Origin of the sequence: Enterobacter sp. 03-F-07-AD-ECC (assembly GCF_047530935.1) — a bacterium.
Classification (GTDB): Bacteria; Pseudomonadota; Gammaproteobacteria; order Enterobacterales; family Enterobacteriaceae; genus Enterobacter; species Enterobacter cloacae.
This window is the reverse complement of sequence record NZ_JBLKBZ010000002.1, coordinates 397,893-413,803: the sequence shown is the minus strand read 5'-3', so window position 1 is coordinate 413,803 and position 15,911 is coordinate 397,893. Positions and strand designations below refer to the sequence as shown.

Genomic DNA, 15,911 nt, shown 5'->3' with positions numbered 1-15,911 from the left:
TGGTTGTAAGTCGGACAATTCGTCTCCTTAAAAACTGGCGCAACGCTTCATCACCGTTTAGGTTTTTTAAACGGCATTAACTAAGAGGAGCGTAATGAACAGGCAGACTTCGCTGAGCATAACCGGGTTTTCAATCATCGCGGTGACCTATGGTATGGCAAGGTTTTCGTGGGGCCTGATGCTGCCTGATATCCGCCAGGCTATCCCTTTCACCCCGCAGGTGGCGGGGTTTATAGCCTCCTGTAGTTATGCGGCGTATTGCATGTCGATATTTATGGCCTCGTACCTTATTGCGCGCGTAGGGCCTCGTTTGCCCGCCTTGCTGGCGGCCATCGCCGCCGCCGCGGGGTTGTTCATTCTCGCGACTTCGGCACATTCAACGATGCTGGCGATAGGTTTATTTATTGCCGGGCTGAGCTCCGGCCTGGCCTCACCGGCCCTTGCCGGGGCGGTTAATGACAGGATCGCCCCTGACCGTCAGCTCCATGTGAATACCACCATCAATGCCGGAACGAGCGGTGGGATCATTCTCTCGGTGCCCGTTCTGTTTTTCATGCCCGGGGGCTGGCGGGCAGCCTGTGTTGTGTTCGCCATTATGGCGCTGCTGTGCCTGCCGGCTTTGTGGCGGTATCTGCCGTCATCTGCGGCGAAATCCCGTGAGTCAACGCCAAAGGTGCTATCTATCGTACGCAAACCCGGCATGTTTCGGCTGCTGGGGATTGCCTTTATCAGCGGTATGGCCAGCGCCGCATGGTGGAGCTTTGGCCCGGAAATACTTATGCGTCACACGAAGCTGGATAGCGCAGCGACCAATATTCTCTGGCTGATAAGCGGCGGGGCGGGGATTATTGCCATATTTACCGGAAGTATGGCAAGGCGTATCGGCATGCGGGGGGTCTATCGTTTATCCCAGATCTTCATGGCCATTTCTCTAGCGGTTCTGACAGTAAGCCACGGTTTCTCCTGGTGGCTTATTCCGGCAGTGGCCATGAGCGGTGCGGGGTATGTGATTTTGTCCGGGGTATTGTTGGTGAAGGGGGCAGAGATCGCACATCCTTCACCTGCGGCTGGAGTCAGCCTGGCCTTTCTGATGCTGGCAGGCGGGCAGGTTGTGGGGGCTATCCTTTTTGGCCTGCTTCTGGGGTTAACGAGCGCAGTGGCTGCGCTGGCGATTTTTTCAGGCATGACCTGGCTGATGCTAGCCGTCACGCCAGAGAGCCATCGCTGATTACGCCTTTTTACGGGCGCGAGGTTTTTTTACCGGCATCACGCCTTTCACTTCGCTTTCCACCCAGCCGTCCGACAGACGGGTGGTCAGCACGTCTCCGGCTTTCACCTGTTTGGTTTGCTTCAGCACTTTGCCGTCAGTGGCGGTGGTAACGCTATAGCCGCGTGCCAGGGTAGAAAGTGGGCTAACCGCTTCAAGATGGGTCACCGCATTGCCAAAGCGTTCGCGGGTGGTGCTAAGTTGTGCCCGGACAGTTTCTGCCAGACGATACTCCAGCTGCTGAATGCGCGTTTGTGCGCGGTAAATTTTCGGCTGCGGGTTTTGCTGGTTCAGGCGCTGCGTCACGCGCTGCTGACGCGACATCGCGCGCTTGAGCTGATTATCCAGCGCGAAGTTCATCCGCTGGCGCAGACGCTCCAGCACGGTTTGCTGACGCGCAAGGCGAAGCTGTGGATGCTGCTGCTGCAGGCGGTGATGAAGCTGGGTAAAGCGGCGGGTACGGTTAGCGAGGAAGTAGTCCATCGCCATCTCCAGGCGCTGCTGGCCGTTCTGGATCTGACGCAGCAGCTCCAGCTGATTGCGGCTCACCACTTCTGCCGCAGCAGACGGCGTAGGCGCGCGTAAATCCGCAACGAAATCGGCTATCGTCACATCCGTTTCATGCCCGACCGCACTCACGATGGGAATAGCACTCGCAAAAATCGCCCGTGCCACGCGCTCGTCGTTGAAGCTCCACAAATCTTCCAGCGAGCCGCCGCCACGCCCAACGATTAATACGTCGCACTCCTGACGCGCGTTCGCCAGCTCAATGGCACGCACAATCTGGCCTGGTGCATCGTCACCCTGAACAGCGGTCGGGTAGATGATAACGGGCAGGGAAGGATCGCGACGCTTGAGGACGTGCAAAATATCGTGCAGCGCGGCACCGGTTTTCGAAGTGATTACCCCAACGCAGTGGGCTGGTGAGGGCAGGGGCTTTTTACACTGCTGGTCGAACAACCCCTCTTGCGAAAGCGCAGCCTTAAGCTGTTCATACTTCTGCTGGAGTAAGCCTTCGCCCGCAGGTTGCATGCTCTCGACGATGATCTGGTAGTCGCCGCGCGGTTCATACAGCGTAATATTGGCGCGCACCAGCACCTGCTGGCCATGCTGAGGACGAAACGTCACGCGGCGGTTGCTGTTGCGGAACATGGCGCAGCGCACCTGGGCGGTGTCGTCTTTTAACGTAAAGTACCAGTGGCCGGAAGCGGGCTGCGTGAAGTTAGAGATCTCACCGCTGATCCAGACCTGCCCCATTTCCTGCTCAAGCAGCAAACGCACCGTCTGATTCAGGCGGCTGACAGTATAAATTGAGGGGGATTGAGAGGATAACATGTGAGCGGGATCAAATTCTAAATCAGCAAGTTATTCAGTCGATAGTAACCTGCTGAGAGGTGAGTGCAAGGTTTTTTTATAAAAAAGTGTGGATGCAATCGGTTACGCTCTGTATAATGCCACGGCAATATTTAACCACCCAGGTCAGAGATATTGCCCATGCTACGTATCGCTAAAGAAGCACTGACGTTTGACGACGTCCTCCTCGTTCCCGCTCACTCCACCGTTCTGCCGAATACTGCCGATCTCAGCACGCAGTTGACGAAAACCATTCGCCTGAACATTCCTATGCTCTCTGCGGCAATGGACACCGTGACTGAAGCGCGCCTGGCTATTGCCCTGGCACAGGAAGGTGGCATTGGCTTTATTCACAAAAACATGTCTATCGAGCGTCAGGCTGAAGAAGTTCGCCGCGTGAAGAAGCATGAATCCGGCATCGTATCCGATCCACAGACCGTTCTGCCAACCACCACCCTGCACGAAGTGAAAGCCCTGACCGAACGTAACGGCTTTGCCGGTTACCCGGTGGTGACCGAAGAGAACGAGCTGGTGGGTATCATCACCGGCCGTGACGTGCGTTTCGTGACCGACCTGAACCAGCCGGTTAGCGTATATATGACGCCAAAAGAGCGTCTGGTGACCGTGCGTGAAGGTGAAGCGCGTGATGTCGTCTTCGCAAAAATGCACGAAAAACGCGTTGAGAAAGCGCTGGTTGTGGATGCGAACTTCCACCTGCGCGGTATGATCACCGTTAAAGACTTCCAGAAAGCAGAACGTAAACCTAACGCCTGTAAAGACGAGCATGGCCGTCTGCGCGTAGGCGCTGCGGTTGGCGCAGGTGTCGGTAACGAAGAGCGTGTTGATGCGCTGGTCGCCGCAGGTGTTGACGTGCTGCTGATTGACTCTTCTCACGGCCACTCCGAAGGCGTTCTGCAACGTATTCGCGACACCCGTGCGAAATATCCTGATCTGCAGATCATCGGCGGTAACGTGGCGACGGGCGCAGGTGCTCGCGCGCTGGCTGACGCAGGTTGCAGCGCGGTGAAAGTGGGTATCGGCCCAGGCTCCATCTGTACAACCCGTATCGTGACCGGTGTAGGTGTTCCACAGATCACTGCGGTTTCTGACGCGGTTGAAGCGCTGGAAGGCACCGGCATTCCGGTCATCGCAGACGGCGGTATCCGCTTCTCTGGCGACATCGCTAAGGCGATCGCCGCAGGTGCTTCCGCGGTGATGGTTGGCTCCATGCTGGCAGGGACTGAAGAATCCCCGGGTGAAATCGAACTCTACCAGGGCCGTTCTTACAAATCTTACCGTGGTATGGGCTCTCTGGGCGCGATGTCTAAAGGTTCTTCTGACCGTTACTTCCAGACCGATAACGCTGCTGACAAACTGGTGCCGGAAGGTATCGAAGGTCGCGTTGCCTATAAAGGCCGTCTGAAAGAGATCATTCACCAGCAGATGGGCGGCCTGCGCTCCTGTATGGGTCTGACCGGCTGTGGTACCATTGACCTGCTGCGTACTAAAGCGGAATTCGTACGCATCAGCGGTGCGGGTATCCAGGAGAGCCACGTTCACGACGTGACGATCACCAAAGAGTCCCCGAACTACCGTCTGGGCTCCTGATAAGTTTCCGCGCCCGGCTCATGCCGGGCGCTCTGTTTTTGTTTCACTTGCCTCGGAATTAGCGTCAATGACGGAAAACATTCATAAACATCGCATTCTCATCCTGGACTTTGGTTCTCAGTACACTCAACTGGTGGCGCGTCGCGTGCGTGAGCTGGGCGTTTACTGTGAACTGTGGGCGTGGGATGTCACGGAAGCACAGATTCGCGAATTCAATCCAAGCGGCATTATTCTGTCCGGCGGCCCGGAAAGCACCACCGAAGAGAACAGCCCGCGTGCGCCGCAGTATGTGTTCGAAGCGGGCGTGCCGGTATTCGGCGTCTGCTACGGTATGCAGACCATGGCAATGCAGCTGGGTGGCCACGTAGAAGGCTCCAACGAGCGTGAGTTTGGCTACGCACAGGTTGAAGTGGTGAACGACAGCGCGCTGGTGCGCGGTATCGAAGACTCCCTGACCGCAGACGGCAAACCGCTGCTGGACGTGTGGATGAGCCACGGCGATAAAGTGACCGCTATCCCGTCCGACTTCGTGACCGTTGCCAGCACCGAAAGCTGCCCGTTCGCGATTATGGCGAACGAAGAGAAACGCTTCTACGGCGTGCAGTTCCACCCGGAAGTGACCCACACCCGTCAGGGTATGCGCATGCTGGAGCGCTTCGTGCGCGATATCTGCCAGTGTGAAGCCCTGTGGACCCCGGCTAAAATCATCGACGACGCCGTTGAGCGTATCCGTCAGCAGGTTGGCGATGACAAAGTCATTCTCGGCCTGTCCGGTGGCGTTGACTCCTCCGTAACCGCGATGCTGCTGCACCGCGCTATCGGTAAAAACCTCACCTGCGTATTCGTGGACAACGGTCTGCTGCGTCTGAATGAAGCCCAGCAGGTCATGGACATGTTTGGTGACCACTTCGGTCTGAACATCGTTCACGTGGAAGGAGAACAGCGCTTCCTGGACGCGCTGGCCGGTGTCAACGATCCGGAAGCCAAACGTAAGATCATCGGCCGCGTCTTCGTGGAAGTGTTCGACGAAGAAGCGCTGAAGCTGGAAGACGTGAAGTGGCTGGCACAGGGCACAATCTACCCTGACGTGATCGAGTCTGCGGCATCCGCAACCGGTAAAGCACACGTCATCAAATCTCACCACAACGTGGGCGGCCTGCCGAAAGAGATGAAGATGGGTCTGGTTGAACCGCTGCGTGAGCTGTTCAAAGACGAAGTGCGTAAGATCGGTCTGGAACTGGGTCTGCCGTACGATATGCTCTACCGTCACCCGTTCCCGGGTCCGGGTCTGGGCGTGCGTGTGCTGGGCGAAGTGAAGAAAGAGTACTGCGACCTGCTGCGTCGCGCGGATGCTATCTTCATCGAAGAGCTGCACAAAGCTGACCTGTATAACAAAGTGAGCCAGGCGTTCACCGTGTTCCTGCCAGTTCGCTCCGTCGGCGTTATGGGCGATGGCCGTAAGTACGACTGGGTTGTTTCCCTGCGTGCGGTGGAAACCATCGACTTCATGACCGCGCACTGGGCGCACCTGCCGTATGACTTCTTAGGCCGTGTGTCTAACCGCATCATCAACGAAGTGAACGGTATTTCCCGCGTGGTGTATGACATCAGCGGTAAGCCACCGGCTACGATTGAGTGGGAATGATTTCGCGTCTGGCAACAGCCTGCACGTAACAGCAGTAAAGTACCTCTAAGCCCTCGTAACAGCGGGCTTTTTTGTTTTTGTGTCTGGCACTTTCTGGCAGCTGTTAGCAACGGGAAGCACGGTTTTTTCAATGGAATTTTTGATGGTACTCTCTGGTTTCGAATTCAGGTTTGAAAAAGTACCATGTGATAAATTTCGTTTGAGTTATGGTATTTTTTTTATAACTCAATTAAAAACAGAGGGTTAAACAACTTTTCTGAATTTTTTACAACATGGTATTTTTTGATAAAGGAAAACAATAAACCATGTTGACTGACACCAGGCTGCGTCACCTTAAGCCGAAGGAGAAACTCTATAAAGTTAATGACCGTGATGGTCTGTATGTTGCGGTCACTCCGGCTGGAACTATTTCATTTCGTTATAACTATTCAATAAACGGAAGACAGGAGACCGTTACTTTTGGCCGCTATGGTGTTGGAGGGATCACGCTTGCAGAAGCGCGTGAACGGCTCAATGAAGCCAAAAAAATGGTTGCCAGTGGAAGATCGCCTGCGAGGGAAAAAGCCAGAGATAAAGCGCGTATCAAAGATGCGGAGACTTCTGGTGCGTGGGCTGAGAAATGGTTACGCGGTTATCAAATGGCTGAATCGACGCGTGATATGCGGCGTTCGGTATATCAAAGGGAGTTGAAGTCAAAATTTGCCCAGCAGAAACTTAGTGAGATTACACATGAAGACTTACGCGCATTAACCGATAACATTGTCGAGAGAGGGGCACCGGCGACAGCTGTACACGCCAGAGAGATTGTATTGCAAGTCTATCGCTGGGCTATTGAGCGCGGTCAGAAGGTGGAGAATCCAGCTGATCTGGTACGGCCTGCAAGCATAGCGAAATTTGAGCCTCGAGACAGGGCATTGACGCCAATTGAAATTGGTCTGATGTATCGGTACATGGAACGGGTAGGAACGACGCCATCAATCAGAGCAGCGGTTAAACTTTTGCTGTTAACGATGGTACGTAAAAGTGAGCTTACTAACGCAACCTGGAACGAGATCAATTTTAGTGAGGCATTATGGACGATACCAAAGGAGAGGATGAAACGACGTAATCCACATTTGGTTTTTCTTTCCAGACAGGCAATGGATATTATGATTGCTCTCAAAACCTTTGCCGGTAGCTCTGATTTTATCCTTCCTTCGCGGTACGATTCCGATGCGCCAATGAGTAGCGCTACTTTAAACCGGGTTTTGACACTGACGTATCGCCTGGCTCAGAAAGAAGGGGAGTTGTTGCCTAAGTTTGGTCCCCATGACTTACGGCGTACAGCCAGCACCTTGCTACATGAGGCCGGGTATAATACTGACTGGATTGAGAAGAGCCTTGCCCATGAACAAAAAGGGGTACGAGCTGTTTATAACAAGGCTGAATATCGTGAGCAGAGGGCTGAGATGCTACAAGATTGGGCGAATATGATTGATGAATGGACTCTTAAGTAGTGAACAATCAGTAAGTTAAGTGGATATGCTTCTTTTATCTACGCTAGGAGAGTAATTTTAGCCGCTAAAATTTACTGAATCTTTACTGGTTTTATCTGGATTGCATAAAAAGGAAAAATAAGAGTGCCTGAGTTATCTGTAATTATACAATGGATGAATCAATACCCTAAGACCGGCTGGCTATTGCTGTGTATCTATATTGCACTCGGTGTAGTTCGTCACAGAGTAATTAATGCTGAATCTGGCAGTATATTTCGTGGACTACTCAATCTTAGGAAGCGCCGGCTAGAGCAAATGCTGACACAGCCATATTTGAATAAAAATGCGGTCCGTCTGGCAAAGCGTGAGCTTCGTCAGCGCAGCCTTTATCGGCTCACAGGCTTGTATAATTATCGGCTGCAGGATTTGGCTGTAATAATGTGCGATCGTTATGGGTTGCGGGCTGGTTATCTCAAGCCGTGGCGTAACTGGCTCGAAGAACGGGATGGACTGATTGTGTTCAACAGGAAATGGCATTTTTTTCTCTGGCGTCTTTTTCAGGCAGGTCAGATTGCAAACGCAGTTCTACTAATATTATTCATTATGTATATAGTTTCTCATTCTTCGGCCGAAATGATCGCACCGCTTATGTTACTCTTCATGCTTGTATGGTGGTTTCCGTGGCTAATGATCACCTCGGTACCTACCCCTAGGTGGACTCGCGAAATGGAAGTCTATCTTGAGAAATTTAACGCTGAACAGACCATGGTTTAAACTGTTCTTTGTTACCATGCATTCAGAGTGGATTGTCAGAGTTTTGGAAGATTCCATTCTACGAGTATTACTCACAAGGTAATTCACATAATCAATAGGTTAAGTCATAAGCTTCTTGACCCTACATGAGAAGACGAATTTTAGCTGCTAAAATTTTGGGCATATTTGGACCTAAATGCCACCGACATGATTCTAATCATTAAGCCAGTACCTAATGAGTCAAGATAAGACAACTGCAAACGCCCCTTGGCTTAGACTTGCTTTCAGGAAAGCGAATGCTTTTTATGGTCAGGGACAAGTAAGGGGATGAGCCATTGCATAACCATAAAACCAATTCGTTCTATGTCATTACAGATCGGCTTCAGTGATTTACTGGTGAGGTCGTATCACTGTGATCCGTTTTGCATAACGCTTACAGCTGCGCTACAAACAATAAACTATAATACTGTATTTTCAAAATCATCAATTTGAAGCAGGGTAATCGCGAAAAACCTTCGTAAGTGGCTGGTTATAATTCAATAAAGTGGATGATATTAAGACTTAAACTGCCACCATAATAGCTCGTGGATATACTATTTTAAATATAAAATTCTTTCCTCACAGACGCTAAGGCCTTGGACACAGCCTGCTTTGTCATAGTTGTGTAGTGATTTTTTTCTAAAACCTGTGCGGTTTCAAACTGGTTAAAACCTTGGTGTTTTAATATGATTATTTTTTTCTTAGTATCAGTGAATTTGGAGTCAACCATTCGTCTGGCGATATTCCTAAGTTTATCTAGATCTGCTGGGGTTAAAGTTTGACCCTGCATCCACTCATGAAAATATGTATCAATCAATATATCCCCTGTGTTTGCGTTAGCTTTATGAGGTTTAGCGCATTGCCGTCTAAGCCTTATTAGTTCTTTATTGAACTGTTCGAGAGACCGCTTTCCTTGTCTGTATTTGGGATTCCATAGACCATTGGTGAGTTTGGGCCTATGGTCAGAACAATATCGATGACTAAGGACCTGTTTTTCATGAACGGGGAACTCATTATCGTTAGCAACAAATTCTGATATCTCACTGATCAACTTGGAAAATTCGGTTAGATTACCGCAGAACTCGCAATAACCGAGCTTACGCTGTGAATTTATAGTTACTCCTTTTGCAGGAGAGGATTTCTTCGGCCGCTTGGATGCGCACTCACTGACTAACTCAATAAGAGACTCAATAGTAGCGGTAAAGCATTTATCAAGAGAAGTTTGTTGATCTAAAGTCAGAACGAAATTACGCAAAAGAAGTCTTTGTGCCTGTACTACGACGTTTAAACCCAATTTTTTAAGTACTTCACTAAATCCTAGATTTACTCCAGAAATGTAGTCTTTATGACTTGGTGGCAGGGAATTTACATAAGCAGCTACTGCTGGATCAATAACTTCCTGTATGAGACGCAGTATTGGATACCTCCGTGAAAATATGGAGTACGGAGAACTACGCTCTACAAATAATTTAATTGCAGCTGCAACTGTGAGATCACAGCCTTCCCAGATAGTAATTTTCATGTCAACCATTTTAGCCAATGAATAGGTTTTAGCAAGTGGTAATGCTTGGCATTGTATAGGCCTGATTGGAAACAGGAGGAAGGCAGATGCAAACAAAGGCACATAGCACGCTCATTAACAGAAAAACACTTCTGGAAATGATCCCATTGTCAGCCCGCACTATTTATAACCTTGAACAGCGAGGCGAGTTTCCTCGCCGTATAGCACTTACTAGCCGAAATGTTGCATGGCAGTTATCCGAAGTGGAACAGTGGATTGCGGATCGTAAATCAGCAATGTTTAAAGCGGCCAGACCCGGTATTGTTTTAGGTAGGTAACAGCAATGTCATTGAACATAATGGAAGCATTTGAAGCTAAGCCGCAACCAATTGATTACGTCTTGCCTAATTTGGCTATTGGTACTATCGGAGCGATTGTTTCTCCGGGAGGCGTTGGAAAGTCAATGCTGGCATTACAACTGGCTGTGCAGATTACTTGTGGTGTAGATCTATTAAACTTTGGTGAATATCCAACGGGGTTAGTGGCATATTTAACTGTGGAGGACTCTGCAACCATCATTCACCATCGTCTATATGCTTTGGGAAAATATCTAACAGCACGTCAGCAGCAGATTGTAGCTGATAAGCTACTTGTCGAACCTTTGGTAGGGAAGTGTCCAAATATTTTCTCGCCAGGTTGGAGCAACTTGATTAATGAGATTTCAAAAAGTAGACGGTTAATAATTTTGGATACTCTTCGTCGTTTCCACCAGGAAGATGAAAATAATAGCGGAGCAATGTCCAAAGTCATTGGAAAGCTAGAAGGTATTGCTGCTGATACTGGGTGTTCGATTATATTTCTACACCATTCAAACAAAGGCTCTGCCACGATGGGAGTTGGTGATGTACAGCAGGCAAGCAGGGGTAGTAGCGTCCTGGTTGATAATATACGGTGGCAATCTTATCTGGCGGGCATGACCGCCTTAGAAGCGAAGACGTATGGTATTTCTGATGATGTTCGAGGTCAATTTGTTAGATTTGGAATAAATAAAGCAAATTATGGAGAACGTGCGCCAGATCGTTGGTTACAGAGACATGAGGGGGGAGTATTAAAAATAACGGCGCTCAGCTCGAAGAATAATAAAAAGCTTACTAAAGAAAGAACATCTACCTGGAGTGGCGCTGACAATGACAACTGGTAATAAAGTGGCACCCACAAGTACAGCTTGGCAAGCCCGAGTAATTCTGTACCAGCCAAGCCAGCGTCCTAAGGAGGTGAAGGGACAATGGATGGAGACAAGTTTCGGACGTTGTCGTGTTACCGGACGGCTCGGACAGCGTCATGCCGATATCGTAGAGACAATATTATATGTTGCCGAGCAACGTCGTGAAATTTCTGATGGTGGAATCGAATTATTAGTAGATCCAGCGAAAGTACGCCGAACGCTATCCGATGCACAATACAGTTATGGTCGTATACAGAAATTGCTTTTAGATCTGCGCGTCGCAACAGTTGAAATTATAACGCCAGAGCTGGAGAAAAGCGGCGACTGTATAATAGGGGGACTGATCGATCATGTAGTGCCATCACCTATGACGCGTCCAGATCCTTTGACTGGGGGAGAACGTCGTTTATGGCGTGTCCGTCTGGGTGTTGCATTAGCGATGTTACTCAAAAAAGATTTGCCATTTTATTATCATCCTGGCCCCATAGCTCGGCTACAACATGGTATTAGCCAGGCAGTCGCTCGTCATGTCTTAACCCATAGGAATAATCCTTTAGGAGGGTGGTATATGGATACGTTGATATTAGCAGTGTGCGGTGAAGGAACGGGTAATATGACTTTACGCAACTATCGTCGGAGATTGAAAGAAGATTCCGTGCAATTGCTGGAAATTGGAATTGATTTGAACGGTTCTAGGATAAAACGTGTCACAACGGCCCGATAGCGTGTTACAGCGGCCCGGTAGCGTGTTACAGCGGCCCGGTAGCGTGTTACAGCGGCCCGGTAGCGTGCTACAGCGGCCCGATTTTTTACTATTCAGCAGTATTTACAGGATCGTTCAAGATCTACAGTCTTTGAAATCACCTGCCTGAGCAGGCGCTTTCAAATCTAGAATCGGCCAAAGGCCGATGGTTGTACGCCAGAAGAAGAGATTACTTACACGTTTGGTATATTGACACTTGAGGTAGATTTTATGACATATGAGGTTTAGGCATAGGTAGGCAGATTTTAGCCGCTAAAATCTGCAATGCACATGCTCTGACAAGGTAAGTAAAAAATTGCATGAGAAAATAAAAGATTTCTTACAATATATCGAAACATAAATACAGTTGGTGGACGCCTATTTATAAATGCTAAAGGTCATTTTCGAAAGGGAGAAATATAGTTTCCTTGCAAAAAACACATTTGCTGCAGAACTTTACTCGAGTAATCCTATATTAATACACTAAGAAAACACATCCTGTACACTGAAATACACATTGTCGTGCACAGATATACAACGGCAACTGCAGGGCAGGACATGTAAAGTAGGCCCACCGCTATGGTGTTCCAACTTTACCACTCCCTATTCGCCGCATCGCGGCTCAAGGGCGTCCTGCTCTGCGAGGCTGCCAGGCTACCGCCTGTATGGAGAGCTATATGAAAGTTACTCAGACTAGAAAAAATAGTACGCCAATAAAAGTTTATTGTTTACCCGAAGAAAAAATTCTCATCCAAGAAAATGCAGAAGCATCTGGATTAAGTGTTGCCTGTTTTGTTCGTAGAGTTGCAATGGGTTATCAGATTGATTCTATCGTAGATATAAAACAGGTTAATGAACTTAGCCGAGTAAACGCTGATCTTGGAAGACTTGGCGGATTACTTAAATTATGGCTCGCAAATGATCCTCGAACAGTTGATTTTTCACCCACACTGATAAGAACCTTGCTTGCGAAAATAGAATCAACTCGGCAAGAACTAAGGAATATTATGGATAAAATCTTGAATAAATAAATGTGTGGTTTTTTATATACCTGCGTCTATTAATAGACAGAGTGTTAAATATTACTAATCTGTTGAAAAAGAGGTGAGAAAATGAATTTAAAGTTCCGAGTGGTTTCATCACAAAGAGGGATTTTAGCCGCTAAAAAAGCTTTAATAGTTCCTTTCGTGGCGTCCGTCATGGCATTACCGGTGAAGGCCGGAATTCCCTTTATTGATGGCACTAATGTGGTTCAGACCACAATCAGCGCAGTTAACAACGTTCAGGCTGTGACTAAATAAATCCAGCAGTACCAGACGCAGCTGCAGCAGTATGAAAACATGCTGCAGAACACCGTAGCTCCTGCGGCCTATATCTGGGACCAGGCAAATTCAACAATTAATAAATTGTTGCAGGTGCAGGATACCCTTAATTACTACAAGAATCAGGCCGGGAGTCTCGATGCGTACCTGAAACGCTATCAGGATGTTAACTACTACAGGACATCGCCTTGCTTTAACAGCAATGTTGAATGTACCGCGTCTGAAATTAGTGCACTGCGTGAAGCTGAACAGAACAGCTCAGGGGCGCGTAAAAAGGCCAATGACGCAGTATTTAAGGTAATTGACGAGCAGCAGAACACCCTGCAGAGCGATGCTGATAATCTTGCCGAATTACAAACTCAGGCAAGCGGCGCACAAGGGCAAATGGAAGCTATTCAGGCGGCAAACCAGCTTGCCAGTGCACAGACAAATCAGTTACTGCAAATCCGCTCACTTCTGGTAGCCCAACAAAACGCTGCAGCGACACTGGCACAGGCTCAGGCAGATAAAGAATCACAACAGATAGCCGCTGATGAAAAAGCGTTAGCTGGAGAGAATACACCAAGCCCGAAGCGAATTTGGTGAGGAAACGCAGAATGAAAGATAATCTTTTGATTGTATTTATTCTGATCAGTTTATTGGCCATATGTTCTTGCGATAAAAATGATAAAGATTGTTTATCGATGCCAGATAATAAATTTGATGAACATAAATACGATAAATGTGCTCTACGGAGTAATAATAAACCAAGCCCTAAACGAGAATGGTAATCATGAAAATAGTAAGTAAGCTCACCTTTTTAGGTATCATACTTTTCTTTTCTATAAATGCCTATGCTGGTCAATTAGATAGTAGCGGGCTACTTGATACTTTATTAGATAAGTTTCAACAAGTAGCCAGTACATGGACAGCAGTAATTGCTGACTATGCAAATTGGCTCTTCTGGGGGCTGGTATTAATAAGTATGGTTTGGACATTTGGTATGATGGCTATGCAAGGGGAAGGGTTGACAGGCGTACTTGCTGAAATAGTTCGCTTTTTTGCCGTCATTGGTTTTTTTTATTATCTTTTAATCAACGGCCCATCCATATCGCAATCCATAATTAATTCAATGAGACAACTTGCAGCAAACGCGTTAGGAATAAGTACTGGTATTTCTCCCTCAAGCATAGTTGATATGGCGTTTGCGATATTAACAAAGGTCAGTTCAGCTGCATCAATTTGGTCGCCAATGATATCCACCATTATGATAACAGTCGCGATAATCGTTTTGGTAGTGATGTCCCTTATAGCGATAAATATGCTAATCATGTTGGTTTCTGCATGGGTGTTATGTTATGCAGGAGTTATATTGCTTGGGTTTGGTGGTTCGAAATGGACCTCTGATATAGCAATTAATTACTTACGAACTGTTTTATCGATTGGCATTCAATTATTCACGACGACATTAATTATTGGGATTGGACAATCATTTATAGATCAATATTTTTCGCTTATTAAAGATGATGTTCCTGATCTTAATAGTCTTATAGTTTTGCTTCTAGCGTCAATTATCCTGTTAGTATTAACTAATAAGCTACCACTGTTGTTATCAGGTGTTGTAGGAGGGGCTTCTTTACAAGGGATTGGTGGATTTGGGGCGGGTATGATTACCGGCGCAGCCGCTACTGCCATCAGCGGTGCTGGAGCAATGGCAATGGGGGTATCAGCTCAAGTCAGCGGCGGAGCCTCAGCATTAAAGGCAGCATTCGAGTCTGCGCAAGCTGCCATGGCCGAAGAATCTGGTTCAGGCGGCGGAGGCGGTTCCGGTGGAGGATTTGGCGGCGGGGAAGATACCGGTTCTGTAGATACTTCTGGAGGCCAAACCTCAGGCGGTTACAGTGGTTCGTCTGCAGGGAGCAGTTCAGGTAGCGCCAGTGGAGGAAGTCAGGGGTTTGCTTCATTCTCGCGTGCTGGCCGCATGGCAAGCCATATGGGAAGCAGCATGGCTAACGGAGCTGCTGAGTACCAGAGAATGAAGCGAAGTAGCAGTTCTTCTCGTGCCCAACAAACTATTGGAGGGGAGTTGGCGACTCAGATAAGTAAACAAACAGCTACTCGTCGGGATAACCGCGAACATGATGATTTTGCCGGTGATAGCTTATCGGGTAATAATAAATCTTGAATCACGCGCGTCAGTTAACGAGGTTGCGTGAGCTGACGCTTTCACTGAGCGAACCTCACTCCTGCAACTCAAAGGAAAAACATGTCTAGGACTCCCTATACACGGTTACGCATCGAGGGCTTCCGCAAAGCAGAGGCTTCCCTGAGATTTGAAGGAATGGACCCCAGTGGTACGCCACTGTACGAGTCCGTTAAGGCACGTATTATTTCAGGCGAGCTGACGTATGAGCAGGGGCGTTCAGAGATTCTTGCATACTACACAAAAGCAGATACCGCCGGGCCTGTGACAGTGGGAGAAATTCTGACAGAAGAATTTTTGAAACCGCTGAACATGTCTAATGATGAACTGGCGGAAGCTATGGGTAGCTGCAAGCAGTATATTGACGATATTCTCTGCGGCTTGCGTCGTCTTACAAATGAAGATGCTCGCATTCTTGCTGCCATATTTGGGACTGATGAAGACTTTTGGAGTAACCTGCAGGAGATGCAAGTTCACCGAGAGCAAGAGCATAAGTAATTAAAAACATTGCTATCTCATAATTTATCATACCAGCAGTCCCTCAAGTGCCATGATATCCGACCAACTCGCGAATTCTTCTCCTCAGCTTGGTTCTCCAAAATCTATTCACAAAACGGTGAGTTACCAGATACTCCTAGATACTGCGCTTTTTGCTCGTCTATGCTAGCTGTGGATGTTAATATTTGCGTCAAGTTTTCATTGTTTTGATTGGATAAATGAATCCACAAGCTTGATACGCAACTATGGGGTTTCGCAAACGACAATTTAGCAATGATGTACAATAAGTCGTTGTTATTGA

Annotated in this window: 14 protein-coding genes and 1 pseudogene; 13 read left to right on the top strand and 2 right to left on the bottom strand. The window is 48.2% G+C overall.

The annotated features are described in order from the left end of the window. The first annotated feature begins 94 nt into the window (after window positions 1-94). Window positions 95-1,228 (top strand): MFS transporter, encoded by a 1,134-nt coding sequence (locus ACMWKA_RS04755; protein WP_414760035.1) that lies wholly within the window; start codon window positions 95-97, stop codon window positions 1,226-1,228. Here ACMWKA_RS04755 and xseA read toward each other — a convergent pair whose 3' ends face one another. After that, window positions 1,229-2,602: an exodeoxyribonuclease VII large subunit gene (xseA, locus tag ACMWKA_RS04750; protein ID WP_414760034.1), complete on the bottom strand. Its 1,374-nt coding sequence runs from the start codon at window positions 2,600-2,602 to the stop codon at window positions 1,229-1,231. A 159-nt stretch (window positions 2,603-2,761) separates the two neighbouring features. Between xseA and guaB the strand changes: the two genes are divergently transcribed. The 4 genes from guaB to ACMWKA_RS04730 all read left to right on the top strand — a co-directional run bounded on the left by guaB (window position 2,762) and on the right by ACMWKA_RS04730 (window position 8,122). After that, on the top strand, window positions 2,762-4,228 hold the full coding sequence (gene guaB / locus ACMWKA_RS04745; protein WP_414760033.1) for an IMP dehydrogenase: 1,467 nt from the start codon (window positions 2,762-2,764) through the stop codon (window positions 4,226-4,228). 67 nt (window positions 4,229-4,295) lie between these two features. Next, window positions 4,296-5,873 carry a glutamine-hydrolyzing GMP synthase gene (gene guaA, locus ACMWKA_RS04740; RefSeq protein ID WP_013098264.1) on the top strand — a complete coding sequence of 526 codons (1,578 nt, stop codon included), beginning with the start codon at window positions 4,296-4,298 and terminating at the stop codon, window positions 5,871-5,873. Window positions 5,874-6,178: 305 nt separating this feature from the next. Beyond that, on the top strand, window positions 6,179-7,369 hold the full coding sequence (locus ACMWKA_RS04735; RefSeq protein ID WP_414760032.1) for a tyrosine-type recombinase/integrase: 1,191 nt from the start codon (window positions 6,179-6,181) through the stop codon (window positions 7,367-7,369). A 123-nt stretch (window positions 7,370-7,492) separates the two neighbouring features. Further along, complete coding sequence (locus ACMWKA_RS04730; RefSeq protein ID WP_414760031.1) at window positions 7,493-8,122, top strand: hypothetical protein; 630 nt, start codon at window positions 7,493-7,495, stop codon at window positions 8,120-8,122. A 577-nt stretch (window positions 8,123-8,699) separates the two neighbouring features. On the opposite strand, the gene ACMWKA_RS04725 is transcribed toward ACMWKA_RS04730, so the two are convergent. Beyond that, entirely contained in the window at window positions 8,700-9,671 is a 972-nt protein-coding gene (locus tag ACMWKA_RS04725; protein ID WP_052950810.1) for a hypothetical protein, read from the bottom strand. 77 nt (window positions 9,672-9,748) lie between these two features. On the opposite strand from ACMWKA_RS04725, the gene ACMWKA_RS04720 reads away from it, so the two are divergent. From ACMWKA_RS04720 to ACMWKA_RS04685, 8 genes and pseudogenes are all read left to right on the top strand, one after another. Further along, window positions 9,749-9,979, top strand: a complete 231-nt coding sequence (locus ACMWKA_RS04720; protein WP_001193557.1) for a helix-turn-helix transcriptional regulator — start codon at window positions 9,749-9,751, stop codon at window positions 9,977-9,979. A 5-nt stretch (window positions 9,980-9,984) separates the two neighbouring features. Continuing rightward, a complete protein-coding gene (locus tag ACMWKA_RS04715) occupies window positions 9,985-10,842 on the top strand; it encodes a helicase RepA family protein (RefSeq protein ID WP_045419894.1) in 858 nt (285 codons plus the stop codon). Beyond that, window positions 10,829-11,590 carry an ABC transporter ATPase gene (locus ACMWKA_RS04710; protein ID WP_072051392.1) on the top strand — a complete coding sequence of 254 codons (762 nt, stop codon included), beginning with the start codon at window positions 10,829-10,831 and terminating at the stop codon, window positions 11,588-11,590. The genes ACMWKA_RS04715 and ACMWKA_RS04710 overlap by 14 nt, the downstream gene beginning before the upstream one ends. Window positions 11,591-12,285: 695 nt before the next feature. Next, window positions 12,286-12,639: a conjugal transfer transcriptional regulator TraJ gene (traJ, locus tag ACMWKA_RS04705; protein WP_080168564.1), complete on the top strand. Its 354-nt coding sequence runs from the start codon at window positions 12,286-12,288 to the stop codon at window positions 12,637-12,639. A gap of 81 nt (window positions 12,640-12,720) precedes the next feature. Then, window positions 12,721-13,515, top strand: a pseudogene (gene trbJ / locus ACMWKA_RS04700) (P-type conjugative transfer protein TrbJ). 11 nt (window positions 13,516-13,526) lie between these two features. Then, on the top strand, window positions 13,527-13,700 hold the full coding sequence (locus tag ACMWKA_RS04695) for a hypothetical protein (RefSeq protein ID WP_001588174.1): 174 nt from the start codon (window positions 13,527-13,529) through the stop codon (window positions 13,698-13,700). Window positions 13,701-13,702: 2 nt separating this feature from the next. After that, the gene (trbL, locus tag ACMWKA_RS04690) at window positions 13,703-15,094 is read left to right on the top strand and encodes a P-type conjugative transfer protein TrbL (protein ID WP_414760030.1); all 1,392 of its coding nucleotides are present in this window, start codon (window positions 13,703-13,705) and stop codon (window positions 15,092-15,094) included. Window positions 15,095-15,175: 81 nt separating this feature from the next. Further along, the gene (locus ACMWKA_RS04685) at window positions 15,176-15,610 is read left to right on the top strand and encodes a HigA family addiction module antitoxin (protein WP_414760029.1); all 435 of its coding nucleotides are present in this window, start codon (window positions 15,176-15,178) and stop codon (window positions 15,608-15,610) included. Window positions 15,611-15,911 lie beyond the last annotated feature (301 nt).